Origin of the sequence: Rhizobium sp. LjRoot258 (assembly GCF_964254185.1) — a bacterium.
In the GTDB taxonomy this organism is placed as follows: domain Bacteria; phylum Pseudomonadota; class Alphaproteobacteria; order Rhizobiales; family Rhizobiaceae; genus Rhizobium.
The window spans coordinates 73,393-96,979 of record NZ_CAXUST020000004.1 but is presented as its reverse complement, the minus strand read 5'-3'; the positions used below and the strand labels follow the sequence as shown (position 1 = coordinate 96,979).

General features: G+C 57.0%; 17 protein-coding genes and 1 pseudogene. 14 read left to right on the top strand and 4 right to left on the bottom strand.

Going from position 1 to position 23,587, the window contains the following annotated elements; genetic code table 11:
• The first annotated feature begins 3 nt into the window (after window positions 1–3).
• The 12 genes from ACSQ9D_RS33405 (at window position 4) to ACSQ9D_RS33350 (ending at window position 9,601) form a co-directional block, all read left to right on the top strand.
• A complete protein-coding gene (locus ACSQ9D_RS33405; protein ID WP_436286057.1) occupies window positions 4–291 on the top strand; it encodes a helix-turn-helix domain-containing protein in 288 nt (95 codons plus the stop codon).
• Window positions 292–541: 250 nt separating this feature from the next.
• Window positions 542–937 carry a hypothetical protein gene (locus ACSQ9D_RS33400; protein ID WP_436286056.1) on the top strand — a complete coding sequence of 132 codons (396 nt, stop codon included), beginning with the start codon at window positions 542–544 and terminating at the stop codon, window positions 935–937.
• 226 nt (window positions 938–1,163) lie between these two features.
• Window positions 1,164–2,075, top strand: coding sequence for a DUF6884 domain-containing protein (locus ACSQ9D_RS33395; RefSeq protein WP_436286055.1), 912 nt, complete (start codon window positions 1,164–1,166; stop codon window positions 2,073–2,075).
• A complete protein-coding gene (gene dbpB / locus ACSQ9D_RS33390; protein ID WP_068391117.1) occupies window positions 2,072–3,196 on the top strand; it encodes a DGQHR domain-containing protein DpdB in 1,125 nt (374 codons plus the stop codon). Before ACSQ9D_RS33395 ends, dbpB (ACSQ9D_RS33390) begins: the two co-directional genes overlap by 4 nt.
• Window positions 3,193–4,560 (top strand): tRNA-guanine transglycosylase DpdA, encoded by a 1,368-nt coding sequence (dpdA, locus tag ACSQ9D_RS33385; protein WP_436286054.1) that lies wholly within the window; start codon window positions 3,193–3,195, stop codon window positions 4,558–4,560. The genes dbpB (ACSQ9D_RS33390) and dpdA overlap by 4 nt, the downstream gene beginning before the upstream one ends.
• Window positions 4,478–5,596, top strand: coding sequence for a DGQHR domain-containing protein DpdB (gene dbpB, locus ACSQ9D_RS33380; RefSeq protein WP_436286053.1), 1,119 nt, complete (start codon window positions 4,478–4,480; stop codon window positions 5,594–5,596). Before dpdA ends, dbpB (ACSQ9D_RS33380) begins: the two co-directional genes overlap by 83 nt.
• Entirely contained in the window at window positions 5,593–6,225 is a 633-nt protein-coding gene (gene queE, locus ACSQ9D_RS33375; RefSeq protein ID WP_047519110.1) for a 7-carboxy-7-deazaguanine synthase, read from the top strand. Before dbpB (ACSQ9D_RS33380) ends, queE begins: the two co-directional genes overlap by 4 nt.
• A complete protein-coding gene (gene queD, locus ACSQ9D_RS33370; RefSeq protein WP_436286052.1) occupies window positions 6,222–6,578 on the top strand; it encodes a 6-carboxytetrahydropterin synthase QueD in 357 nt (118 codons plus the stop codon). The genes queE and queD overlap by 4 nt, the downstream gene beginning before the upstream one ends.
• A 13-nt stretch (window positions 6,579–6,591) precedes the next feature.
• A complete protein-coding gene (gene queC, locus ACSQ9D_RS33365) occupies window positions 6,592–7,293 on the top strand; it encodes a 7-cyano-7-deazaguanine synthase QueC (RefSeq protein ID WP_068391108.1) in 702 nt (233 codons plus the stop codon).
• 13 nt (window positions 7,294–7,306) lie between these two features.
• Entirely contained in the window at window positions 7,307–7,870 is a 564-nt protein-coding gene (locus tag ACSQ9D_RS33360) for a VUT family protein (RefSeq protein WP_436286051.1), read from the top strand.
• Window positions 7,867–8,781, top strand: coding sequence for a hypothetical protein (locus ACSQ9D_RS33355; protein WP_047519117.1), 915 nt, complete (start codon window positions 7,867–7,869; stop codon window positions 8,779–8,781). The genes ACSQ9D_RS33360 and ACSQ9D_RS33355 overlap by 4 nt, the downstream gene beginning before the upstream one ends.
• A complete protein-coding gene (locus tag ACSQ9D_RS33350; RefSeq protein ID WP_436286050.1) occupies window positions 8,735–9,601 on the top strand; it encodes an HAD family hydrolase in 867 nt (288 codons plus the stop codon). Before ACSQ9D_RS33355 ends, ACSQ9D_RS33350 begins: the two co-directional genes overlap by 47 nt.
• 82 nt (window positions 9,602–9,683) lie before the next feature.
• Here ACSQ9D_RS33350 and ACSQ9D_RS33345 read toward each other — a convergent pair.
• Both ACSQ9D_RS33345 and ACSQ9D_RS33340 read right to left on the bottom strand, forming a co-directional pair.
• Window positions 9,684–9,875 (bottom strand): annotated as a pseudogene (locus tag ACSQ9D_RS33345) (DUF736 family protein); the annotation flags it as partial.
• 173 nt (window positions 9,876–10,048) lie between these two features.
• A complete protein-coding gene (locus ACSQ9D_RS33340; protein WP_436286049.1) occupies window positions 10,049–11,254 on the bottom strand; it encodes a DNA sulfur modification protein DndB in 1,206 nt (401 codons plus the stop codon).
• Between the two features lie 404 nt (window positions 11,255–11,658).
• Between ACSQ9D_RS33340 and ACSQ9D_RS33335 the strand changes: the two genes are divergently transcribed.
• Window positions 11,659–13,965, top strand: a complete 2,307-nt coding sequence (locus ACSQ9D_RS33335; RefSeq protein ID WP_436286048.1) for a hypothetical protein — start codon at window positions 11,659–11,661, stop codon at window positions 13,963–13,965.
• Entirely contained in the window at window positions 13,962–20,297 is a 6,336-nt protein-coding gene (locus tag ACSQ9D_RS33330) for an AAA domain-containing protein (RefSeq protein WP_436286047.1), read from the top strand. Before ACSQ9D_RS33335 ends, ACSQ9D_RS33330 begins: the two co-directional genes overlap by 4 nt.
• A 4-nt stretch (window positions 20,298–20,301) precedes the next feature.
• Here ACSQ9D_RS33330 and ACSQ9D_RS33325 read toward each other — a convergent pair whose 3' ends face one another.
• Both ACSQ9D_RS33325 and ACSQ9D_RS33320 read right to left on the bottom strand, forming a co-directional pair.
• A complete protein-coding gene (locus ACSQ9D_RS33325) occupies window positions 20,302–21,000 on the bottom strand; it encodes a hypothetical protein (RefSeq protein ID WP_436286046.1) in 699 nt (232 codons plus the stop codon).
• Window positions 20,993–23,254, bottom strand: a complete 2,262-nt coding sequence (locus ACSQ9D_RS33320; RefSeq protein WP_436286045.1) for a hypothetical protein — start codon at window positions 23,252–23,254, stop codon at window positions 20,993–20,995. The genes ACSQ9D_RS33325 and ACSQ9D_RS33320 overlap by 8 nt, the downstream gene beginning before the upstream one ends.
• Between the last annotated feature and the right edge of the window lie 333 nt (window positions 23,255–23,587).

Here is a 23,587-nt window from a genome sequence, read left to right as displayed (position 1 = left end):
AGAATGTCAAATGTTGTGTTTCCCGCCATGGATGCACGGCAGAGAGTCTCGATGAATCTCAGACGTTTGCGGGTTTCGAAAGGAATCTCGCAGGACGATCTTGCGCTTACAGCCGGTATCGAGCGTTCCTATGCTGGCCACCTCGAACGCGGTAGCAAAAATCCGACGGTTGTCACGTTGGAGAAAATCGCGACGGCTCTATCATGTGATATCTCAGAGCTTTTCGCTCCATTGCCTGATGGGACAAAGCCAATCGAGCCGCTTCGAAGCGGACGACGACCTCCAGATTGAGATTGACCGCCTTGAAAGGAGCCGAACCAGCGTGTCCGTACAAGGCCTCGGCCAAGTATCTGATATGATTGTCAATTGCGCTATGGCCGCGCTGAAAACCTAAGTCTACGACGCATTACAACCGCGACACAGTCATACGGTCGCGAAAGAATCTCAAGAGACGGGCATCTGTTGTTGTTTTTGTTCAATAAATGACACAAGAGAGGACCCATTCCGACCACTTCTCAAGCGACCATTCAGGAGACATGCCGTGACAACATCCGAAATCGAGAACCTTAAAGGCGCTCTGCGTGCACGTCTGCGCCGCGATTTTGTAGAAGTGTCCAGTGCCCGCGATACCAGCAGGAAGGCGCATCTTGAAGTGTTCGAAAGCAGGCGCGGTGGCCGGGCCCTAGGGGTTGAGTTCGACCACGCGGATCGCATCAATCTGTGGGTCGTTCGTCTGGGAATGCCGCGCGATCTGCCTTCAACGATCGAACGGGTGGAGAAGGAGCCCAAAGGCAGCCGTGCCTGGATTGATGCAAACGGCGATGGCGCCAACAGCAATCTGTCAGGGTACAAGCAGTTCGCGACCAAGCCACTCGCGAGGCTCGCGGTGAAGACGCTGGGCGACGCTGCTCTGGTCCTTGATCATCTCACGAGATAGCGCAACGCAGCCTCGTACGGGATGGATGCGCCGTCCTGCTACCCGCGGATAGAAGCCATCTTGCCAGCCAGCAATAACTGCGATGTCGAAAATCAAGAGTTCAGTTTCTTGGGGAGACCAAAGACCGGATGCAGTTTCTGTATTGACCTGAATGCTGCAGCGCAGTTATGTCACTACCGACATAGGTTGCTCCAGTAAATGGGTGACGCCCACAGAGACGCCCATTATGCCCGTAATCCTCACCGCCTGCACGCAAAGAAAGCGGGTTACCCCCAATCCTTTGCTGTGCGCCCGAGATTTGCCGATCGGCACTGTAGGGCAAGTGGCCGAGGCCTGGATGGCGAAGGTTGCAACTGTCGAGACCGTGGCTCCGGCAAAGGATATTTATTGCGGCCGATCATTTGTGGAAGCGAAAAAAGCGGCGGACTCCGCGCAGGCCGAACTCCATATCGTATCGGCCGGGCTCGGCCTCATCCACAGCCAGCAAGACATACCCTCTTATAATCTGACGGTTTCCAGAGGCAACCAAGATTGCATCCTGGACAAACTCCAGGATCATGGCGACGCCGATTGGTGGGCGGCGCTTGGCGGGCACAAGACGATGAACGACCTGTTCGACAGATCAAGCGGCCTCATCATAATCGCACTTCCGTCCCCCTATTTGAGAATGGTGGCTCCGGCCCTTCAGGGCGTTTCGGACGCATTGTGTGAGAGGATAAGGATTGTCGGCGGTCGCGACGTGCCCGATCTGAACCCTCGTCTGGAGGGTATCCGACTTCCTTATGATGACCGCCTGGACGGCCCGCAAAGCACTCTGCCCGGCACCCGGTCTGATTTCGCGTCCCGTGCCGTTCGCCATTTTGTTGAGAACGTCCTCGCCACTGCGCCGCTTGCAACAGCCAAAGATCATGCCGAACTCGTTGAGATCGCGCTTGCCGGATGGGATCGCCCTTCTTCCAAGTTGGGCACGCGGATGTCGGATCGTGATCTTAAATCCATCGTCCGGGATCACTGGTCGCGCGCCGATGGTCGGTCGACAAAGCTGCTTCGGATATTGCGAGATGAGTTGAATATCGCCTGCGAGCAGAAGCGATTTGCCAGATTAACAGCCGAGATCCGCGAAGAGAGGGCGCTATGAAGAGCGTCAAAGACAATCTGATGGTCCGGGCGGTCAAAACGCAACAAGGCGATCGTATCGACGTCTATGCGTTTTTTCTGCATGGCTCGGATCTGACGCGGATTGCCAACATTAGTCGTATCCATCGCGATGAAAAGGATCTGAAGGGCTTCCAGCGCAAGGAAATCAAAAGCCACGTCAAGGCCATCGTTGAGTTTCTAGACAGTGGCCCGGTCCTCTTCCCGAACGCTATTACCCTTGCTCTTTCATCCGACGTGACATTTGACGTCTCACGCGGCCCGAAGCCAAAAGGGCTTTCGGAAGTCGGCGTTTCAGGCACGTTGAATATTCCGCTTTTTGAGGACGGCAAGCGAGCCGCTTGGATCGTCGACGGCCAACAGCGGTCCCTGGCGCTTGCAAAAGCCAAAGACAGTCGTTTCCCCGTGCCGGTTGTCGGCTTTGTTTCACAGGATGTGCAGGTCCATCGGGAACAGTTTATCCTGGTCAACAAGGTCAAAGCGCTGGACGTCCGGCTGATCAACGAATTGCTCCCTGAAGTCGGGTCACTCCTGCCAAAGGACCTTGCCGCCAATCGTTTGCCGAGCGAACTTTGCAATCTTCTCAATCGGCAGCAGAAGTCGCCATTCTACCGCTTGATCCGACGTGCCTCCGATGCCGGTGATGAGCAGAGCGTCGTCAACGACACGGCTTTGATTGATGCGATCAAGCAAAACCTCAAGGGCCCTCATGGGGCTCTGCACCAGTATAAGCTTTCGGCGGAAGCCTATGATCCCGACGCGATGTACGAGGCACTTGCCCTATACTGGACGGCCGTCCGCGACGTATTTCAGGAGGCATGGGGCAAACAACCGACGGAAAGCCGGCTGATGCATTCTGCTGGCATCAAGGCAATGGGCGCTTTGATGGATCAGGTGATGTTGCGTGCCGATAGTTCTGCGACGCCGGAGGCCGAAGTCAGGGAGGCGTTGCATCGGATCGCGCCCCTTTGCGCTTGGACGGAAGGAACTTGGGAGGGGCTTGGCCTCCAGTGGAATGAGATCCAGGGCACCCCGCAGCACAACCGACTGCTTGCTGAGCACCTGATGCAACTCGACCGCAAGCTATCGAGGCCGACACGATGAAGTTCATTTTTGCCGACAGTCTCGATCACGTCGATCCAGGTTACGATTTTCTCCGGGACCGCTATTCGGAGGGCCGCACGCCCTATTGGGATGACGCTTATCCGCACGAGATCATGGGATACGCCCCATACAAAGGCATGCTCGTTTCCCGCGGCATCGTTGGCGGCGCGGCAGTGGGCGGAAAATATACGGAAGCACAGTCAATGCGCTTCCGGCGGGTAGGCGCGCGGGAGTTTCTCCGCCTCGACAAGCCAGCATTCCAACATCTGCCGATCTTTGGCGATTGCGGCGCGTTTACATATCATAAGGAAGATAAGCCTCCTTACACACCGGAGGACACGGCTGAATTTTACGACGATGCGCGGTTTACCCACGGCTGCTCGGTCGACCATATCATTTTCGATTTCGACGAGAGCCTTACCGGGTTTGAAGGCGGCACTGAAGAAGCACGCCGGCGATTTGAGATCACGCTTGAGAATGCGGCCGCGTTTCGGACGGCAACGCAGCATATGTCAAACCGCTTCACGCCGATGGGCGTCATTCAAGGCTGGTCCCCTGGAAGCATGGCCGAGAGCGCGCGCCGTCTGGTCGCGATGGGCTACGATTATCTGGCACTCGGCGGTACTGTTCCCCTGAAGGCGGCACAGATCAAATCCTGCCTGACAGCGATCCGGGACGCCATTCCGCAAAGTACCCGCCTTCATATTCTAGGATTTGCGAAGGCTGATGAGATCCACACCTTCGGCTCTTTCAACATTACCAGTTTCGACACGACGTCGCCGTTGATCCGCGCATTCAAGGATGCGAAGGCGAACTACTTCCTTCCGACAAAGAGCGGCAGACTCGAATACTACACAGCCATCCGCGTGCCTCAGGCGCTTGAAAACCCCAAGCTGCAGCGACTTGCAAAGCGCGGGTCACTCAACCAGGAGCGGCTTGTTTCAATGGAAAAAACCGCACTGGCGGCGCTGCGCTCCTACGATAAAGGCGAAGCGCAACTGGAAGAGACGCTCGACAGCGTCCTAGCCTATGCCACGCCCGCGGTGATGGGGACGACGATCGACGAATTACCCGGCGCTAAGGCAGTCAAGGACCTTCGCGATCGCTACGAGCGAACGCTCCGCGACAGGCCTTGGAAGCGGTGCAGGTGCCCCATTTGTTCTGCGCTTTCGATCGAAGTCGTGATCTTTCGAGCGAGCAATCGCAACAAGCGGCGCGGCATTCACAATCTGGGCGTCTACGATGCCCTGGTCGACCAACTCCCAAATAATAGTGGCCGAAATGACAATATTGAAATTCCAAGCGATCAGAGCCAGACAGAGCGAAGCGCACACAGTCCTTTCATTTGCAGCGCTAGCGTCTGATCTCCAGAAGTTTGCCGTTATCGAGCGGGTCGCACGCGATGATGCCGGCGCGCTCAGCGGTTTTCAGCGTCCACAGATCGCCGGCCATATTCGGGAGATCCGCGACTACCTGGAAAAGCCGGAAGCAATTTTGCCGAACCCGATCGTCGTTGCTTTCACAAACAGCGTCCAGGTGTTCGACCCAAGCGCCGACGGGCGCTGCACGGTTGAAATCGACATCGCCGCCGGTGCTCCCGGCATGGTCGTCGACGGGCAACAGCGCCTCACAGCACTCGGTCAGGTCCACGAGAAAGATTTCCAGGTCTTCGTGTCCGCAATCATTTGCCGCGACGACGAAGAACTCCGCCGGCAGTTCGTGTTGATCAACAACACTCGGCCGCTGCCAAAATCGCTGATCTACGAACTGCTGCCAACAGTCACCGGCCTGCCGCGCCGCCTCGGCGACCGGTCTGTTGCCGCAGATATCGCTGCGCGCTTGAACTACGACGACAAGTCTCTGCTGAAGGGACAGGTGTACCAACACACCAATCCCACCGGCATCATCAGGGACACCGCAATCCAGCGTGTCATCATAAATTCGTTGAGCGACGGCGTCATGCGCGAACTCATTCGCGAGCCCGATGGCGCCGACCTCTGCTTTAAACTGATCAGCGACTTTTATGGCGCTGTTCAATACGTTTTCCGAAAAGAATGGGTCGACCATACGCCGAAGACATCTCGGCTGGTGCATGGCGCTGGGATCATGTCGCTTGGCTATGTCATGGAACTGCTGGCGTTGCTGGACGGGGCAAGAACATCAGATGAGTTTTCCAAGGGCCTCGCCTGCTTGATCGACAACACAGCCTGGACGTCGGGGGAATGGAACTTCGGCGAAAACGACAGGCGCAACTGGAAGTCTGTTCAGAACGTCAATCGCGACATCGTCACGCTTGCGCAGTACCTGGTTGGCATTGTTCGAGCTGACATCAAGCGCCGCCGTAGCCAGGCGACGGATACATCCGAGACTGCTCCGCGAAAACTGGTGGGCCTATCATGACCTATTCTGTCAAGGAGTTGTTCAAGACGCTCCAGGGAGAAGGTGCCCAAGCTGGCCGCGCCGCGGTATTTTGCCGTTTTTCTGGTTGCAATCTTTGGACCGGCCGCGAGGAAGACCGACATAAGGCGGTGTGCCAGTTCTGCGATACGGACTTCATCGGGACAGATGGCGAAGGCGGCGGCAAGTTTCGTGACGCCGGCGAGCTTGCTTCGGCGATCGCTCGGACATGGGGGAACGTGGAGAGCAGGCGCTATGTCGTCTTCACCGGCGGCGAACCTCTTCTGCAAATCGACGATGCGCTGATTGCGGCGGTCCACGAACACGGTTTCGAGATCGCAATCGAGACCAATGGAACGATCGACCCGCCGGATGGCATCGATTGGATTTGCGTCAGTCCGAAGGCCGGCGCGCCATTCAATCTCAAATCCGGCAGCGAACTGAAACTGGTTTACCCGCAAGCGCAATTGCTTCCCGACGATCTCCCCGACGTCACCTTCGAGCATTACTTCCTGCAGCCGATGGACGGGCCAGATCAGATCGAGAATATCGCGGCAGTGACGGCATTTTGTCTTGAAAATCCCCGCTGGCGACTCAGCTTGCAGACACACAAAATGATCGGGATCCCATGAAAATCACACAAGCATTTACATTTGAGGCGGCCCACAGACTTCCGAATGTGCCGACAACGCACAAATGCCATCGCATGCATGGGCATTCTTATCGGGTCGAACTACAGCTCAAAGGCTCCGTTGATCCACAATCTGGATTTGTGATCGACTTCTTTGATGTGGAGAAAGTTTTCGGGCCGGTTCTCGAAAGCCTCGATCATCATACACTCAACGATATCGACGGTCTTGAAAACCCGACGGCGGAGAATATCGCTGTCTGGATTTGGCAGAAGGTCAAGCCGCTGCTCGACGAACTGAATTCCGTGAAGGTATTCGAAACGCCATCCTGCTGGGCGGAATTTGAAGGCAATTAAAAGGAATCGGGCGATGTCGACGACTGCACTGGTGCTATTTTCGGGCGGCCAAGATTCAACGACCTGCTTGGCCTGGGCGCTCGACCGCTTCGAGCGCGTGGAGACCGTTGGTTTCGATTATGGTCAGCGCCATCGGATCGAGCTCGAATGCCGAGACGCGTTGCGCGCTAAAATGAGCGAGCTTAATCCTGTGTGGGCAGATCGCCTTGGGGATGATCACACGATATCGCTCGCCGCACTCGGTGAAATCTCGGACACGGCGCTGACGAGTGGCATGCAGATCGAGATCGCCGAATCTGGGCTTCCGAACACGTTCGTGCCGGGCCGCAATCTGATCTTCCTGACCTTTGCGGCGGCTTTGGCCTATCGGCGCGGCTTGAAGCATATCGTCGGCGGCATGTGTGAGACGGATTATTCCGGCTATCCCGATTGCCGCGACGATACGATCAAAGCCTTGCAGGTGGCACTCAATATCGGAATGGAAAAGCGGTTCGTGATCGATACACCGCTGATGTGGATCGACAAAGCGCAGACCTGGCAGTTGGCCAAGGATCTCGGCGGCCGGGCACTGGTGGATGTCATCGTCGAGGACAGCCACACCTGCTATCTCGGCGAGCGCGGCGAGCGTCATGATTGGGGTTACGGGTGCGGCACATGCCCGGCCTGCGACCTGCGGGCGAAAGGCTATGAAAAGTTCGTCGCGGAAGAAGTGTGACAAGGAGAGCGGGATGAATACGCGAAACAGACAGTGGATTGAGGGCGGGATTTTTCTGGCTGGCTTCGCCGCCTGCATCCCGCTCGCCAATTATATGATTGGCCATGTTGGCACGATGTGCGTCCCAGATGGTCCCTGCCTCATCCCCGTCGGCTTTGGTCTGACGGCACCAAGCGGGGTCCTGCTTGTCGGGCTTGCGCTCGTTCTGCGTGACTTGGTGCAGCGTCGCCTCGGCCTTTTGTGGTCACTCGGAGCGATCATTGTTGGCGCTTTCCTGTCGACGACCTTCACGGCGCCGTCTTTGGCGCTGGCCTCTGCAAGCGCCTTCCTGATCTCCGAGTTCGCTGACCTGCTGGTGTTCACGCCTCTGCAGAAAAAGGGCCTGGTCAAAGCGGCCTTTGCAAGCAGCATTGTCGGCCTCATCGTCGATAGCGTGATGTTTCTTTGGCTGGCATTCGGGTCGCTTGATTTTCTGGCTGGACAGGTTGTAGGGAAATTGATCATGGTTGTAGCGGCGCTTCCATTACTGTTCTGGATCCGCAACCGCGACCGACGATTGGGGCTGATGGCAGCATGACGACAGAGGCCGAGGATAAACTGGGATGCATCCAGGCCGTTTTTGAGGCCATTAGGGGTAAGTCTATCTCCTTCTTCCCTCGAGCCGACGACAATCGCGCCCCGGGCAAGCTGCGGACGCTTACCGACAAGGAAGCGATCGAAGCAATCGGTGCCGAGGTCAAGCAGTTGGCGCCTGACAAAGACTCCCTTGAGGCTGCGTTGAAGGTCGCTCGCGAGTCTCTCGACGAAGTCACTGCCCAGACCGACTATCAGGACGGAAAAGCGACGCGGTTGCTCACCATCTTGACCTTTATGTCCGCCTTCTCCGGACTTGCCTTCAATCGACTCGCGGATGGCTATCCGCTCTCGATTATATCGTGGGCCGATAAATGGTCAGCAATCAACAGCGGCCTGGTTGTCGTCAGTTATCTGCTCTTCGCAGCGTTTGCCTTGCTCGCCACGTCTGGGGCTCTGGTGACGTTTCATGCGATCAGGGCTCGCTTCCGCTATCCAAGAGCAGCCGCGAAGGACAAGCCTCCAGTCTCGATGCTTTTTTGGATGGGGATCTCGCGTACTCAGCCAAACCGGTGGGCAAAAGCCTTCGTTGACCCCGCCGATGCGACAAAAGTCGCACCGGAACTGCGGACGGAATACCTTAGGAACTATATCGTCGAAACCTATCTGATCGCCGCTAAGGTCGCTGATAAAGTGAGGTTTCTAGAGCCGGCGCAGCGCATCCAGTCCTGGGCTATCACGGCCCTGTTCTCTTGGATTATCATAACGGCTGGCGTATTTGCCTTTGTGCATCCGGTAAAAAAAGAGTCTAATCCGGTGATTCGAATAGAAACGCCGATTTCCTCGGTGTGCATTACTGGTGGAAACAATGTCTCCACGGCAGCAAACGGCCAGCCTTGCAGCACCTCGCCCTGACACGGGTCGCGCGGGACCGCTGGTCCTGATTGATGCGGATAACACCCTCTGGGACACGGATGGCGTTTTTGCCGAAGCGCAGTTGGGTCTTCTAGACGCTGTCGAGCATGCCGCCGAGTTGACTGGTCCTGAGGTCGATCGCCTAGAGTTCGTCCGGGAATTCGATCAGGAATTGGCTCAGAGGCATCATCTTGGTCTTCGCTATCCTACGCGCCTGCTCATCGATGCGTTGACGCTCGGGCTACGGGGCGTGGATTTTCAAGAGGCCGTGCGGCGTGCCTGGAGCAACGGTGCGGATTCAGGTCTCGGCCGTACTGTGGTGGCCAACATCGAGAGCGAGTTCTTCGCAAACATCGCAAAACAGCCAAAGCTCCTTGTCGGCGTCGTGAAGGGTTTGCGCGACCTTGCCTCGATCGGCGCGACGTCAGTCGTTTTCACGGAAGGGAGCCGCAAGCGTGTGATGCGCACGATCGAATCGCACCAACTTGGCGAGTTCGTTGATCGTGTCTTCGAAGCGCCAAAAACGGTACGCATGTTCGAGCGGGTGAAGAAACTGGCAACGGTCGGCCAGTCAATCTATGTGATTGGCGATCAGCTTACCCGCGACATCCGACCGGCAAACGAGGCTGGCGTCAAGACGATCTATGTACCTGGCGGCTTTCAGCCGAAGTGGGAGCTCCAGGCCGGCAGCCTGCCGACATTCCAAGCTCGCTCGTTCGATGCGGCGGTTTCTTTCGTCCTTCGTTCAGAAGATGAGGCCCGCCCGGCGAATGGAGCGGGCGAAAATCGGGATTATTTGCGGGTCCAGAACAGGACGTAATCCTCGCCGACCAAGACCAGTCTGCACCACTAAATCGCTTGCGGGAATGCCGGGTCGTCGAGTATTCCACGAGGTATCTCTCCCTCGTCCGGGTCTTCTTCTTCCAGGCGGCAACGACTTCGGATTGGCTGCGGTAGACGGGGTAGTCAGGCGCATCGGTGGCAGATTTTGCCTGAACGGGAAGAATGCGGGTTGGCAAACCCGGGTAGGTGATACTCTCGAACACCCCTTCATATACTCCATTTTCCTTTTTGAACTTTCCAAGAGTTGCCATGGTCCGTCTCCCTTTCCCCCGCAACATGCGGGGCGACCTTCCAGCGGGAGCGGGCGCGAGCCGATCTCACCGCGAAGCGGGAAAATCGCCGCTGACCTCGGATCGCGGCTGCTCCAGTCACGAAAAGGGGCGGTTTAGCCGCCCCCTCGCTTTGTCGAGATTGACCGTCCAATTTAGGTTGGGTCTTGTGGTGCAGCATTGACAAGGGCGCCGACCTCGCCGGGACCGGCGACGAGTCCACCCTTTCGCAGGATGTAGCCGGCGGTGGCTTTGATGCCTGGGCCGGTATTGTTGACCCGATCGCCAACCATTGCGATACCGTGCCAATGACCGCCCTTCTGCCAGTCGACAGCACGCAGGCAGTGGGCCAGGTACTCCGACCAGTCGTCTCTTTCATCTTTGATCAAAGCGGCCGCGGCAGTCGCGATTGCCTGCCAGCCAAGCCCGAAAGCAAAGACGTATCCGGTGGTGTTCTTGGCCTCGTCGCCCTCACGCAACTCGCGCGCCGACACATTGCCGTTCATCAACCGGTCCCATTCCGGGAGATTGTCGACAACGACCTCCCATACGTGACCCAGCTTTTCCGCCACGGTGCCTACCCTATCCTCGTTGGGATCGAGTTGACGAAGACTGGCAATTTCCTCAGCGTCTTTATATTTTGGCCCGTAGATGGCCTCAAGGAGAATATGATGGGCCTGCACCAGCGTGCCCATCGTAATGACGTCGGGAGACTTCCTTGCCAACGAATTGGATAGTTCATTGACGCGTTTGTCGAAGAGTGCGACGTCCTTCATAATCCGCTTGGTAATGATGACGATGGGGTCGCGGCTTTCGAACGCGTAACCCATCGACTGAGACACCGGTTTTGCATTAAGGTTGAGGTCACTAAAATGCTGACGCAACCTATCCTTATCGACATAAGCCAAGAGCACGACAGGTACTTCTTGCGACGTCATGCGTGCCCTGTCCCGCTTTAAAGCGTCGATGATTGCGGCGGTGCGATGCTGACCGTCGGCCGGAAACATATCGATGCTCTCGTCGATTTCGAGGATCCCGATCTTGCTGTCAGGTGTGATCGGGATGAACTTGAAATCCGGGCCTTCCTTGAGCGGGTTGCCGCTGGCGGGCACCAGAATGAGGGCCAGCGACGAGAAGAAAGCGTCATCGCTTTTGAGAAGATAGGGAACGATCTCGTTGTTGACGCGCGCCTTGTTCAGCTTTCGCTGGGCCTCTTGCTCGCCCTTGCCGCCGAAGACTTCGTCCCAATCGGTATTTTCCGGTAGTTTGACATATTTTGAGATTGCGGAGAACGACAGGCTTCCCAGCCAGTATTCTGTCGAGAGCGTCTTCCCTTTGACGACGGGAATCTGAATCGCCATGACAAATGTGTTCCTTTCAACAGGGACATTTTTGAGGGCCGAGAACAGTGCGGAATTCCTCGCCCTCTCTCGTTGTGCGATCGTTCCGGCGACCACAGCGCGATTTTTTGGCGACCCGATCAGCTATTTTTTTGACCATTTTTTTGCCGGGTGGTCGCCTAGGTTCATCTGCCGATTGACCCAATCAACTTGTATTTCACCTGCCGTATGTCTGTCAAATTGCCATCCAGAAAGATACTTGGCTCTCTAAGAAGAATACCTACTACTTTTGACGGTATACCCTCAGGGGTTGGAGGTCCCCGGTCATCGCAGCGGAAATCTTGCAATGAAAGCATGCGCTTGCGTCCTCGGCCGCGGGCCGGCATCGTGCGAACGGGAAACCGAATCGCAAGCGTGAGTTGAGAATGGGGAAGGGCTTCAGCGCATCTACCGTCAAATCCTGGTTCCAATATCGATGCGAGCGCAAAGTCCGCTACGAACTCTCTTCAGATGTCGAACTTGCCGCGATCCCGATTGTGAAGGATGTGCGGGAAAAACCTTGGGCGATACTGGGAAACCAGTTCGAAGAGAGGGTCGTCCGGCGGCTGTCACACGAGAGCAGCGTTTTGAAGCCTTCTTTCGGGGACGATGCCCTGAGCGAGGTTTTGACAGGTGCCTTCCTCAGAGGAAAACGTCCGGAAGCCTATGCTGCTCAGATGAACCTGCGCCCGAGCGGGCCGGCCAGTTTTCTGGAGGGCACCGGCCTTTATCTCAATCGCAATCTTGCCGACCTGATACGTCGGTCGCCGTCGGCGACCGATCCCGGCCGGACAGAACTGACGCTTATTGACGTGAAGGCCACCCGCCGGGCCACGGCATTCCACAAGACCCAGGTCGCATTTTACGCGCGCGTGCTGCAGGCTTTGCTGCAGGAAATGAAAGTTTCCGACACCTCAATCAGCAGGACTGGTGAAATTTGGCGTATCAAGGACGATGGATCAGCTTCCTCGGACGAATGGCAGGTAGAAGCCTTCGCGCTCGATCCATACATTCGTCTGGTTGACGACTTCTGCGCGAACCATCTTCCGGAGATCGCCGCAAAACAGGTCGGCGTCGGTGTCGACCGGACCTTTTTCCACGTCTACTTCAAATGTGAGCAGTGCAGCTTCTTAGAACACTGTCGATCGGCAATCGATGACCATAATTCTCCGTCAACAAGGGATGTCTCTGCCGTTGCTGGTTTGACCCATGAAGCAAAACGATCACTCCAGCGTCTCGGCGTGACCTCAGTCGGAAACCTCGCCACCGCAAAGGGGTTGGCGCAGGCGCCTGGAATCAGCTGGTCGCTTTCGAGACGAGCAGGGTTGCTGGTCAATCGGGCGGCATCCCTGGCAAGCGGTTCCATCCTGCGGACTGAAGAGCAAAATACCTATCTCATGCCGCCTCGCATCGACGCGGCGCTCATCATTTCTGTCGACCATGATCCGGTCGACGACCGCATAGCCGCACTCGGCTATCGTCGCATTGACCATGGAGTGATTCAGAATGAGGTCATTAAAGTGGCTCGGTCCGGAGATACCCGGGACGAAATCGCGGCGATCGTGGATGTGCTGGCCGCCCTGATCGCCGACCTAACCGCTATCGACACCCATAACGAGGCCGTTGACGGTGATGATGATAGGTCCGTTTACGCGCACATCCTCTTTTATGAGCCTTCCGAAGTCCTCAACCTCCAGACCGCCATCGGACGACACTTAGAGGACGAGCGGATCCGCACCGGACTGCTTCACTTGGTGCGGCTGTTCCCGCCCGATGATCTCGTGCCAGAGCCGGAGTTTCGTGGCGTCCATCATCTGCCCGCGACGGCGATGAGGACGGTCATCGAGCAGTTATGGGCGCTGCCCGTTACCGTGGCATATGACCTTCGTCAGGTCTCGCAAGCCGTCTTCGGCCGCGACGATCCGCGCGCCTATAAGCCGACACCACAATTTGAAAGACCGTTCTCATCGCTGCTGTCGATCGACATTGTTCGCGATCTCCGCGAAAACGGGGAGGTCCGAACGACGTTTGACGATGTGCGAAACGACGTCGCTGATCGCCTATCTGCTTTGCAGGCTCTTACGAATTGGACATTGGAGCAAAACAGACAGGCGACCACCAATGGAAAAGCGCTTCTGCGTTTGTCTAAAAGGCCTTTCCGGTTCCAAGCCACATTCGACCCGTTGAATGCCGTCGATCTCGACGTGCTATTTGCCTGCGAATTGCTGGAGAATCGCGCCGGGATGCTCGACGCGCTGATCAATCTGGCGCGACCGGCACAACGCCGCCGCGATTCCGGAAAATGCTTCGCGAACCTTTATTTTCGAGATGCTCAAAAAAAAGGGGGGAAAGTCTTCCTTCAGTTCGACGTGCCGATCGAGAGCCAAAGCGCCGAACTCAATGCGGGCGAGTTTGGTTTGATCCTCACCGACGATGATCCAGACAATCGCCTTAACCCCGCCCTCTGGCCGGCATTCACCTGCCGGATCAGACCGCCGTCAAATTCCTCCCTCGCCCAGCCGGGAAATTTGCGCCTGGAAATGCCGCGGACGATCTTCGAGGGACCGCTGTTTCAAAGCGTCTTGCAGAGGAACGCCCGAAATAACTGGTTTGTCGACAAGGCGTTTTTTGACGTGAACACAGATCGTGCCGCACGGTTCCTCAGCTACCTTGCCGCGGGAGACAACCGGTGAATATCCGCAACCAGATCCTCTCATTTCTACGCGATCCCGCGTCGTTTTCTCGAAATGCGGATGACGCCGATGTGTGGATCTCCGGCCTCACAGATTTTGCGATACCCAATCTCTCCAAGGACGGCCAATATCCTTTGCGTCCAGCGCAGGTGGCCGCTTGGCAGGGGCTTGCTCCGGTCAAGACCGGTCTCATTCTGGGGCCACCGGGAACCGGAAAAACGCATCTTTTGAACTGGTTGATACTTGGCTACATCCATGCCCGGAAAGCTGCCGGGCTTCGTGCAAGGGTCCTCGTGACCGCCTTCACACGAAACGCCATCGGTAATGTTGTTGATGCTGTCGCCAAAAGCGCTTCTGAACATTGCCCGGGTGAGATCGAGGTTCGTTACTTCGGCAATGGTCCAGCCAACGGCCTTCGACTGGATGTGCAGCACCGAAAAACGATCAGCAATGATACGGTTAGCGCCGCTCTTGGCGATCTCGACAGCGACGCATTCGTTTTAGGGGCATCCGTCTGGACGCTAAACCGGCTTCTCGGCTCAGCGAGCAACGGCGACGGTTTCACCTCCGACATGTTCGACCTGGTTTGCATCGATGAGGCCTCTCAAATGGTCTTGTCTCATGGTTTGATGGCAACGGCCGGGCTTCGTCTCGATGGCCGGCTTATCGTGGCCGGCGACGACCGTCAGCTACCTCCAATCCGCTCGGGCCGGGAAATAAGGATGGGCGAGCGCCAATTGGGCGGCTCGCTGTACGGCTTTCTCAAATCTGCTGCCGTGCCGGAGTTTGCACTCGACGAGACATTTCGGCTTAACCAACCCCTCGCCGCCTTTCCAGAGAGCAAATTTTATCCCGGCGCCTATCAATCTGCGGTGCCGCGATCGCGACTGGAATATGTGCCGGAGTGGCGACAGGGTCTGGAAGATTGGGAAATTGCCGCGCTCGATCCCGACTATCCGGTCGTGGTGATGCTGCATGATGGCCCAACTGCCGCGACCACTAGCCCCTTTGAGGTCAGTGTTGTCTCGCGCCTGACGGAGAAAATTGCAGAGCGCCTTGCGATGCGAGATCGAGCCGGTGGTCCGCCTTCAGACTTTTGGTCAGAGCGTCTGGCAATCGTCAGCCCGCACCGCGCGCAAAATGCAGCGCTCCGCAATGGGCTGCCTGCAGGCCTTCGAACCGATGCCTTTGTCGAGACCGTTGACCGCATCCAGGGCAAGGAACGGGACGCAATATTTCTGTCCTATTGTGTCTCGGACCCGGAATTTGCCGTCGCGGAAGCGGATTTTATTTTTGCGCCAGAACGATTGAACGTTGCTGTCACACGGGCGCGCAAAAAACTTGTCGTGTTGATCGGGCGGCGGCTGCTTGATTCCGTTCCCACAGATCAGGAGCAAATGGACAAAGCGGAGATCCTCAGGGAGTTCGTCATGAACGCGCCGGTTCGAGGTACCGCGTTGATCGCGAACGCAGCCGGTTCGAGCGTGCCTGTGGAGGTCAGATCGCTCGGGTTCGCAGACAGTCGGGCGATAGAGCCTTTCAAGCCACTGGATAGCCCAGATAGTCCTGAAGATGAACGTCTCCCACCAGATCTCGAACTTCTCCTCAGTGCAGTTCGACAGGTGTCACTTGTCGATCCGCACGGCAGCGCGACAATTTCGAAGATCCAGCGGGCGTTAGCACGACGGGACGATGTGCTTCCTGGACTCGCGAGGCTTCATGGGCTGGGATACATCGGGCTGGAGCATCGACCGGGAGCCTATGGCCACTTCTGGCGGGCGAAGCCTTTCGAACAACGCCGACGCGTTTACGATCTGGAGATCGACACCGTCCGGCGGACACTCAAGGACGTTATCGCCCGCAATAGCACAGGTCAGTCGCTGGCATTTTATGACAATGTCCGAAAACCTTACGCCTGGATGGATGGCGAAGGCACAGACTGCTTGAAGGCTCAGATTGATCGCTTGCAAGACGAACAGCTTGTCGCCTGGCGGATAACCGGTACCACCCGGATGCTTGAATGGACCGACAAGACATCTGAGCAAAATGCAACACCGCTGGAAGAACCACCGGAACTGTCCGACCGCGACTTTGAGCTCCTGAACGCCCTGGAAGATATCGAAGCCAAGCGCATCAATTTTGGCGTCTTCGAAGGATGGGTCTCTACCGCCGGCCTTGCGGAGGCCGCCCATCGTTCGCGACTCGAGGTTTCAGCCTCGCTGCCGAAACTGGCGGCGAATGGCTGGTTGATGATGGCCGGCGACGGAAGGATCCGCTCCCGCATGGCAGAGCTTGCCCGCGAGATCAGATATGTGAAGCAGCGCTTTGAGAGCGATGATGCCGACGAACGGCCCTTTCTCGTCCGCAGCCTCAAGGTGGAACTGCGCGATCGCAACAAGCCGGACCGAAACATCGCTCTCAAGCGCACGATTGAGGACGTAAAAGATCCGCTGCCCCATGCTCATGCGGATGCACTCGAAGCATTGTATCGCATGCTCGAAGGACTCTGGGGAGTGGATCCAAAAATTGCAGGCTTTCAGGCACGAAGTCTTGAAACGATATCGCGCGCATGGAGCGCCCAGGAGAGCGGAGCACTGGCGATCGCTGCCGATACCGGATCAGGTAAGACGGAAGCGGCGATCCTGCCACTGATTGCTGCCGCGGCGGCGGACTATTCGTCTGGAAAACGCGGCGTGCGTGCCATCCTAGCCTATCCACGGGTTCGGTTGGCGACCAATCAGGCTCAGCGCATCGCAAGTTATCTGTCCAAGTTCAATGCCCAGGAAGGCATGCCGGTTCTTACGCTTGGCGTGCAAATTGCCCAGGTACCAAGAACGTTCGCGAACCTGCATGATCGTGATCGCGCCGCTGGATGGAGTGACCTCGGCGGGAATGAATTCAGCTTTCCGCTATTCAACTGTCCCCATTGTGCGTCTGATTTGTCCCTCCAGGTCGATGGGGGGCGGGAAAGCGCAGACCGGCTCTCTTGCACGGCCTGCCGATGGTCGTTTGACGGCTGGATGGGGTCGAAGGAGAAGCTGCAGCGTACGCCACCGGCTTTCTTTCTCCCGACGACAGACTCCCTTCACCAGTGGATGCATGACCGCAACTATGGTCGAATCTTCGGCGACGACCCGAAGTGGTTCACCCCCAAGGTTTTAATCGCCGACGAGATCCATCTTTACTCTCACATCCATGGGGCCCAGGTCGGTTACACGTTTCAACGCCTTGCGGCTCGGGTGAGGTTAAATAATCCTTCTGAGCCAATGCTGATGATCGGGATGAGCGCGACGCTCGGTGACCCTGGGATGGCTTGGGCGAAATTGATCGGTCACCCGACAAAAGCCGAACTGGTGACGCCTCTGCAGAACGAGAAAACTAGCAATCCCAGAGGTCGAGAGTATTTCTATTTCATCCAGCCCGAGGTCGAGTCCCGCGGCAAGGATATTGCCGGGGCATCGACGTCTATCCAGTCGATTATGTGCCTTGCCCATGGCATGCGACGAAGGACTGGAAAAGCAGGCGGTTTTCGAAGCCTGGTCTTCCTTGATTCCATCGATAAAGTGCGCAGGCTGCATGCTGCATATCAAGACGCGGAAAACCATGCTCTGGCGAAACTCCGGATTGCAGAATTTCCGGACGATCCTGTCACAGGCGCCGAGCGTACCGCTTGCTGTGGGGAGCCGCATGGCTGCGACCCCTTTCGAAACGGCGAATGCTGGTTTTTCGCCGCAAACGATCAAGCGCAGACCTCGGTCGGCGGGCGAAAGCTTCCAGGCAGCCCCTTGGCCGTCGCCGCTCAACCGATATTCTCCGGTGCGACCGGTCGCGTAGAAACTTTGATCCGTTCCTCCGACATCGTTTTTACGACCTCCTCGTTGGAGGTCGGCTATGATGATCCGGATATAACGATGGTCTACCAGCATTACTCGCCGGCAAACCTTGCAAGCTTCGTTCAGCGCAAAGGCCGTGGCGGGCGAGGCGCCGACGATCGTCCGACGACGGCCGTAACGCTTTCGATCTACTCGAACCGAGATACATGGTGGTTTCAGAATCCGCGCGAAATGATCGAGCCGACCGGCTTTGAGACCCCAATGAACCCGGGGAATTTCTTCGTCAGGCGTGGCCACGTCTTGGCAGCAACGCTCGACGCCCTGTCCCGATACCAGCGCAAAGAAGGCGTCGCCGTCGACTTTTGGAACCCCTCAGCCTTCGCGCTCGAGAACGCGTCTCACTTTGTCGAGATGATTTTCGGCCAACACGCGTGGCGGGAATTTGGCAAGGATACGCTTGCCTCATTGTGGCAGGCTGCCACCGAAAAGCTCAACGATCGAAATTCGCATGACCAGGCCAATGTTCTGCGAACGCGCTGCGACTGGATCCCGGACCTTTTGTTCGACACGATCAATCTGCCACGGGTGATTGTCGACGTGGCGGGAAAAGAGGAGCGTCAGGAAGATGTCATCATCGGACTTGCAACGCTGGCGCCCGGAAACGCGTCGAGGCGTTATGACGGTTCAGATGTCGTTTGGATCCCCCCGGCAAATGGCAGTGAATCTTGGTTCACTCCGGGCGATTACGAGACCGGCTATCGTTCTAAACCCTTTGGCGACGACGCAAGTGAATGGCTGACCAGGCTTCCGGATGATGCCAAGGACCTGCTGAAGAATCTGGTGCCAGATTATTTCCGACCAGGCCGTGTGACGGCCTCCCGGTTAGGACAGATGTTTGGAGCAACCTGGCAGTCGGACTGGAGCATTGACGGGGCGGTTGCCCGGCTTTCGCCTGCGGGAACGGACAAGGCGAAGCGCGTGCGACATGACTCGCGCAGTACTCTCCGTGGCTTCCCGATCGTCAAGAAGCAAGACGATTCCGCGACACTGATAGATGCCGGTCGACTCGCGCCTTGGGTAGACCAAATCCAGTATTTCCGGGGTGACGGGGTGGGCGGACAGCGAACCGGTCTCGCTCTTGCCAAGGTCTATTGGGGTGCTGACGCGGAAGCCAAGCTCGAAGACCCTCGTCTGGATCCGGTCGTGTTCACGCAAACGTTCACCGCGCCCGGCGACAAACGGCCGATGCTGCATGGCTATCATGTGCAGACGGAGGGGGTAAGCTTCCGATTTAAGACGGTGATGATCGACAAGGTCGTCGACGCAGAACTGGCGCACCTCAATGAAGATGAAAAATTAAAGCGGTGGCGCTGCGGGCAAATGCTTCGCTTCTTGATCGAAAGCAAGGCCATTTTTGCAGGCGTCAACGCCTATGAGGCCATGCGCGGGGCGGAACTCATCGTCAGTGCCGCCGCCGATCCTGAACTGCGCCGCAAACTGACGCGTATGCGTACTTTTTGGGGCGCGGAGGCATTGCGCAGCCTGTTTGAGGAGACCCGAGCAACGCTCCTGTCTCAGCACCCGCTTCTGACCGAAACGCGGGTCCGGGCCGTCGCAAGTTCGCTCTCAGACCAACGCTTTCAAAAGATCTTCCAGGATGCGCTTTCTTCGGTGAATGACGAATCCGCATTCCGGCGCTACCTTAAGAGCACGATCCTGCACAGTCTGACGAACCGGATCAAAGCCTCATTTTCGCAGTTCGGCGGCGGGGACGAGAGACGCGTTATCGCTCACGCTCGCTTACCCATTCAATTCAAAGAGGTGCAGGATCTTGAAATTACGGTTTGCGAAGCTGGCGCTTTCGGCGACGGAACGGCGCGATCCTTCGTTGCGAACTTCGCAGAATTCCGCAATCAGTGGGCCGATGGTCTAGGCAGATGTCCGAATGCCGAGGAAGATGCAGCCTATCAACGGTTTCTCGACACTCGACAACATCACTCAGTTTGGCGAGAATTGGATCCATATGATCCAAGTTCTCTGACTGCAATTTCTGCAGCGCTTGGGCTCCAGGGCAGGCCGGTTCCGAGTTCAATTCTGCGAACGCTCTATGGAAGCGAAACCATCGGGTCGGAGCGGTTCTCGCTCTATGACCTTGCAATCTCGGTTGATGACGTAAAAGCCGATTTCGTGACCCGTGTTCAGAGACGGCCAACCGTCTGGGAGTTGGCAAGCGCTGCCGTAAAGCGAGCTAAGGATCAGAGTGACGGTGATTTGGGCAAGCTTCTGGCGGCCTATGAGGGGTTGGAAGACGCCATTCTCGAAGAAGCTCTGAGCCCAGACGGACGGTTGGCAGACCAGGTCGTGAAGCTGAACGCCTCACTTTGCTACGATGGCTGCAGGGCATGCGTTCACCAACCAAGCGACATGATGAGCGACAACATGGTTGAGTCCTCGACGAGCAGAACGATGTTGTATCGGTTCCTTTGCACCCAGGCATAGAAACCTAAGCGATCGGGCGCACCTCAAAGAGATCAAGTGCATCATGTTCCGACAGCCAGCGAAAAACGTCCGGCGATACCGATCGGAGTTTAGCCTGGCCCTGTGCCAGGCCGGTCAAGAAATTGTCGACCTGCTCATCAGTCGTGAATGATGTCTTTTCGGATTCGAGCAGCGCACGCGTATTGATGAGTCTTACGACCGCCAATTTGAATTGATCAGCCTGTGTTACCGATAAGCTTGCGTTGGCGTCTTCTCCGAGTTTGACCATTCGGACGCCAAGGCTATTGCCGTGATCAATTTTCGATAGCAGTTGTCCAAGTGAGAGAAACGGCCGGTAATCCGCCGTCACCTCGGTCCGCCATCGTTGTTTGATCGCCAAAAGGGCACTGGCAATTGTCGACTTGAAGTGTGGAAGGTCGCGTTCGATCTGATGCAGGGAAGCGGCGTCGTTCGCATTTATGAGCAATGATGCCATATTCTTGGCGGCATCGCTCAGGTCATCCATCTTTTCGGCTGCTTCTGGAACATCACCGAAACCTATTAGATCAGCAGTATCGAAGACGTCAGAAAGACGTTGAGAAGCTAAACTAATGTCGTTTAAAATCGAAGCGACGCGCGCTAGGCTCTCCCCGAGCGACCGACGCTCGAGCGCCATTGGAAGTTCAGGGAGGAGTGATTCCAGTTCTCCGAGGACGTCAGTCATTGCGTTTCCCATGATCGTTCAGGACCTGCTCAACCGCGTGGCCAACGTCGTGCACTTGAGCAAGCGAGAACGATCCCCCGCCGTCCTTGATGCAATCTTTTACGTGCCCAAGAAGTTGGCCCACGGTCTGTTCGCCTGTTTTCGCGGCATCAAGGAAGATGCCCAAATCCTTGGATGGCGCCAGAGTGAGTTGATCGAGGCCTAGTCCAGTGCCCGCATCGCGATGCTCCGCAACCAACAGCATGAAGTCCTCCGCGGTTTGGTCAGCCTTCTGTTCGATGCGCGCGATCGCCTTGGAAAACTCGCCCTTCCAAGCGGTGACACTCTCCGGGTTCGCACGGGGTAAAAGATCGGCGACAGACGTGATCGCGGCGTCAATCCTCACTAAGTGAGCCTCAATGGTCCTTCCCCGCAGAAGCTCCTGAAGACTGGTGGCTCGCGACTCAAGCTGCTGGCGTTCAATCCTGACGATCTGGCCTATGCTGTGCTTGAAGTGGGATGCAATTTCCCTGATAGCATCGAACTCGGAAACGCCGGTTTCCCCGGACCCCGAGGGCGGCTCATCGAACCTTTGGGTCTGACGCAAGCGCCTGATCGCCCCTGCTACCCTTGAGACGTCGGCAAGCCCGAAACCCGCCGAAGCGCCCTGCGGCATCGAAACCATTGCGCGGAGGGCCTCGCGCAAATTCGTATGAAGGCCCTTCGTCCTGTTGAGAAACTCCTGCCATGGGGCTGACCGAGTGGCGGGATCACTCTCCGTCGGAGGCTCATCAGACAAGATCCCTTGCAACTGCACGAAATGCGGATCGTTCGGGTTCACCGTTCCCCGAAGCCACGCGCGGGCGACCAAAAGTTGCGTGATGAGAGGAATTGGGCTCCATCGTGAGTCTTCAACCATTCCCAGGCGGCGGTCCGCAAAGTCGGCAAGCAGACCTTCCAGCCTTGTTGTGAGCACTGCCAAGGAATGCCGATGGAAAGCGACATCGTTGACTGACATTGTGCTGTCGAGTTGCAGGCTAACGACGGCTTCGAGCCCGCGCCAAAGCCATTCCCCACGCGGGATTGTGAGATAGCTTCGCTGTGAGTGGCCGGTTCCGTCAATCTTTACCTGCTGCTCGGTCAAGATCCGCTTTTTCGAGTAGGGATCGAGGCCAACACGGCGGGGATCAATCTGAGAGAGGATCTCGAATATCGCGACGTTGTAGACATTAGGATTCTGCGCTTCGCCGCTGGTTTCCCAGTTTCGTATCTCGTCTAGGCGGGACTGCAGGTCGGACTTGCCAATCAACCTCTTTGCCGAAGGTGGCTGCGGAACGCGTGTCTGCGCGGGGGGCCTCTGTGTCAGGATCGACCGTGTCGCCGGTACTTTGCCCGGCGCGGGCTCGCTGGTGTTCTCTTGCATGGCAGCGAGAGGGGTCACGACGGGCTTCACTGGAACGAGGGGTTGAGCCGGTTGTGTCCCCTCCTGCGAACCCACCCATGGCAGCGCGAACGCTTCAAAAAGGGATCTCGGCACGCCGGCAAAGTGCAATTCGCCGGCCGCGTCCATGACTGTATCCGCCCGCTCCTTGTCTCCCCAATAAGAAATAATTCGACGCGTCCTTGCGAAGTCAGCCGGGCGTTCAGAAAGCTGATTCGTCAGAACGACAGTTGCGCGGCGACCGAGATTGCGGCTTTCCGCTACCAAAGCCGCATTTTCCGTGAGCGCATTTGGGAACTGCCCCTCATTAATGGCTCTGACCTGCAGTAAATTGGGGCTTAGGACCGCCTGCAAAATACCGCGTGGCGTCTTCCAGGTCATCCCATTGTCGTTGTCGTTAAGAGCTTCAAAGAAGTGGTCGAGTGCGGTTTCGGTGAAGGGATACAGGCCGATCCCCGCCCAGGTTCCAAACGTTGCATGGCATCTGTCTTTGACTTGACAGTTATCGCATCGGTTTGGGGGCATGGCATTTCTGTCCTGCCATAGGTCGTTGCGCCACTTATCAAGTGCATCCGGGCCAGCTCTTACTGCCGACAGGTATCGCGACACAAACCTGATTCGATCGTCACCGTTTCTTAAGGTCGCGACATCCTGTAGTTCGCCGTCCTGATGTGCGGCACCGAGATTGACCTCGTGTGTGATGCGGGCGCGGTAGTTACCATGCAGCTTCTTGTAGTAGCCGGGTGTGACGCCGACAACGGAAATGAGCGGACACATGTCAAACGCGCCGTCAGCCCCTCTTGTCTCGGCATTCGTGACGAGAACATCGATCAAGCTGTCGTCAATGCCTTCCCAACTCGTAATGTCCTCGAGGAGAAGGACGAGCCTCTGACCGCGCTCAGCGAGCGCAACGCGGATCTGGCGGAATAGGGTTTTCAGACCTTCGGCAGAAACACCGAGGAGATTTTGAACCGCGTCATTTCGACGTCGGTTCAGAGCCGCGACAAGCTTCATCGTTGTCGGTATCTTGTCGGCCTGTTCGGCTGCGATTTCATCCGCCGTCCAATGGGTTTCGCGCAACTCAGCGATATGTGCGGCTTCGTCTATGAGCTTGCGCGCCAGGCGTTCGGTTGGCCCTGTGACGCCACTGTTGAACACAGCGCCACA

Bases quoted from the DNA above. Each gene is read 5' to 3' on its own strand.
- ACSQ9D_RS33405 (WP_436286057.1), top strand. From the start codon at position 4: ATGTCAAATGTTGTGTTTCCCGCCATGGATGCACGGCAGAGAGTCTCG.
- ACSQ9D_RS33395 (WP_436286055.1), top strand. From the start codon at position 1,164: ATGCCCGTAATCCTCACCGCCTGCACGCAAAGAAAGCGGGTTACCCCC.
- dbpB (WP_068391117.1), top strand. From the start codon at position 2,072: ATGAAGAGCGTCAAAGACAATCTGATGGTCCGGGCGGTCAAAACGCAA.
- dpdA (WP_436286054.1), top strand. From the start codon at position 3,193: ATGAAGTTCATTTTTGCCGACAGTCTCGATCACGTCGATCCAGGTTAC.
- dbpB (WP_436286053.1), top strand. From the start codon at position 4,478: ATGACAATATTGAAATTCCAAGCGATCAGAGCCAGACAGAGCGAAGCG.
- queE (WP_047519110.1), top strand. From the start codon at position 5,593: ATGACCTATTCTGTCAAGGAGTTGTTCAAGACGCTCCAGGGAGAAGGT.
- queD (WP_436286052.1), top strand. From the start codon at position 6,222: ATGAAAATCACACAAGCATTTACATTTGAGGCGGCCCACAGACTTCCG.
- queC (WP_068391108.1), top strand. From the start codon at position 6,592: ATGTCGACGACTGCACTGGTGCTATTTTCGGGCGGCCAAGATTCAACG.
- ACSQ9D_RS33360 (WP_436286051.1), top strand. From the start codon at position 7,307: ATGAATACGCGAAACAGACAGTGGATTGAGGGCGGGATTTTTCTGGCT.
- ACSQ9D_RS33355 (WP_047519117.1), top strand. From the start codon at position 7,867: ATGACGACAGAGGCCGAGGATAAACTGGGATGCATCCAGGCCGTTTTT.
- ACSQ9D_RS33350 (WP_436286050.1), top strand. From the start codon at position 8,735: ATGTCTCCACGGCAGCAAACGGCCAGCCTTGCAGCACCTCGCCCTGAC.
- ACSQ9D_RS33340 (WP_436286049.1), bottom strand. From the start codon at position 11,254: ATGGCGATTCAGATTCCCGTCGTCAAAGGGAAGACGCTCTCGACAGAA.
- ACSQ9D_RS33335 (WP_436286048.1), top strand. From the start codon at position 11,659: ATGGGGAAGGGCTTCAGCGCATCTACCGTCAAATCCTGGTTCCAATAT.
- ACSQ9D_RS33325 (WP_436286046.1), bottom strand. From the start codon at position 21,000: ATGACTGACGTCCTCGGAGAACTGGAATCACTCCTCCCTGAACTTCCA.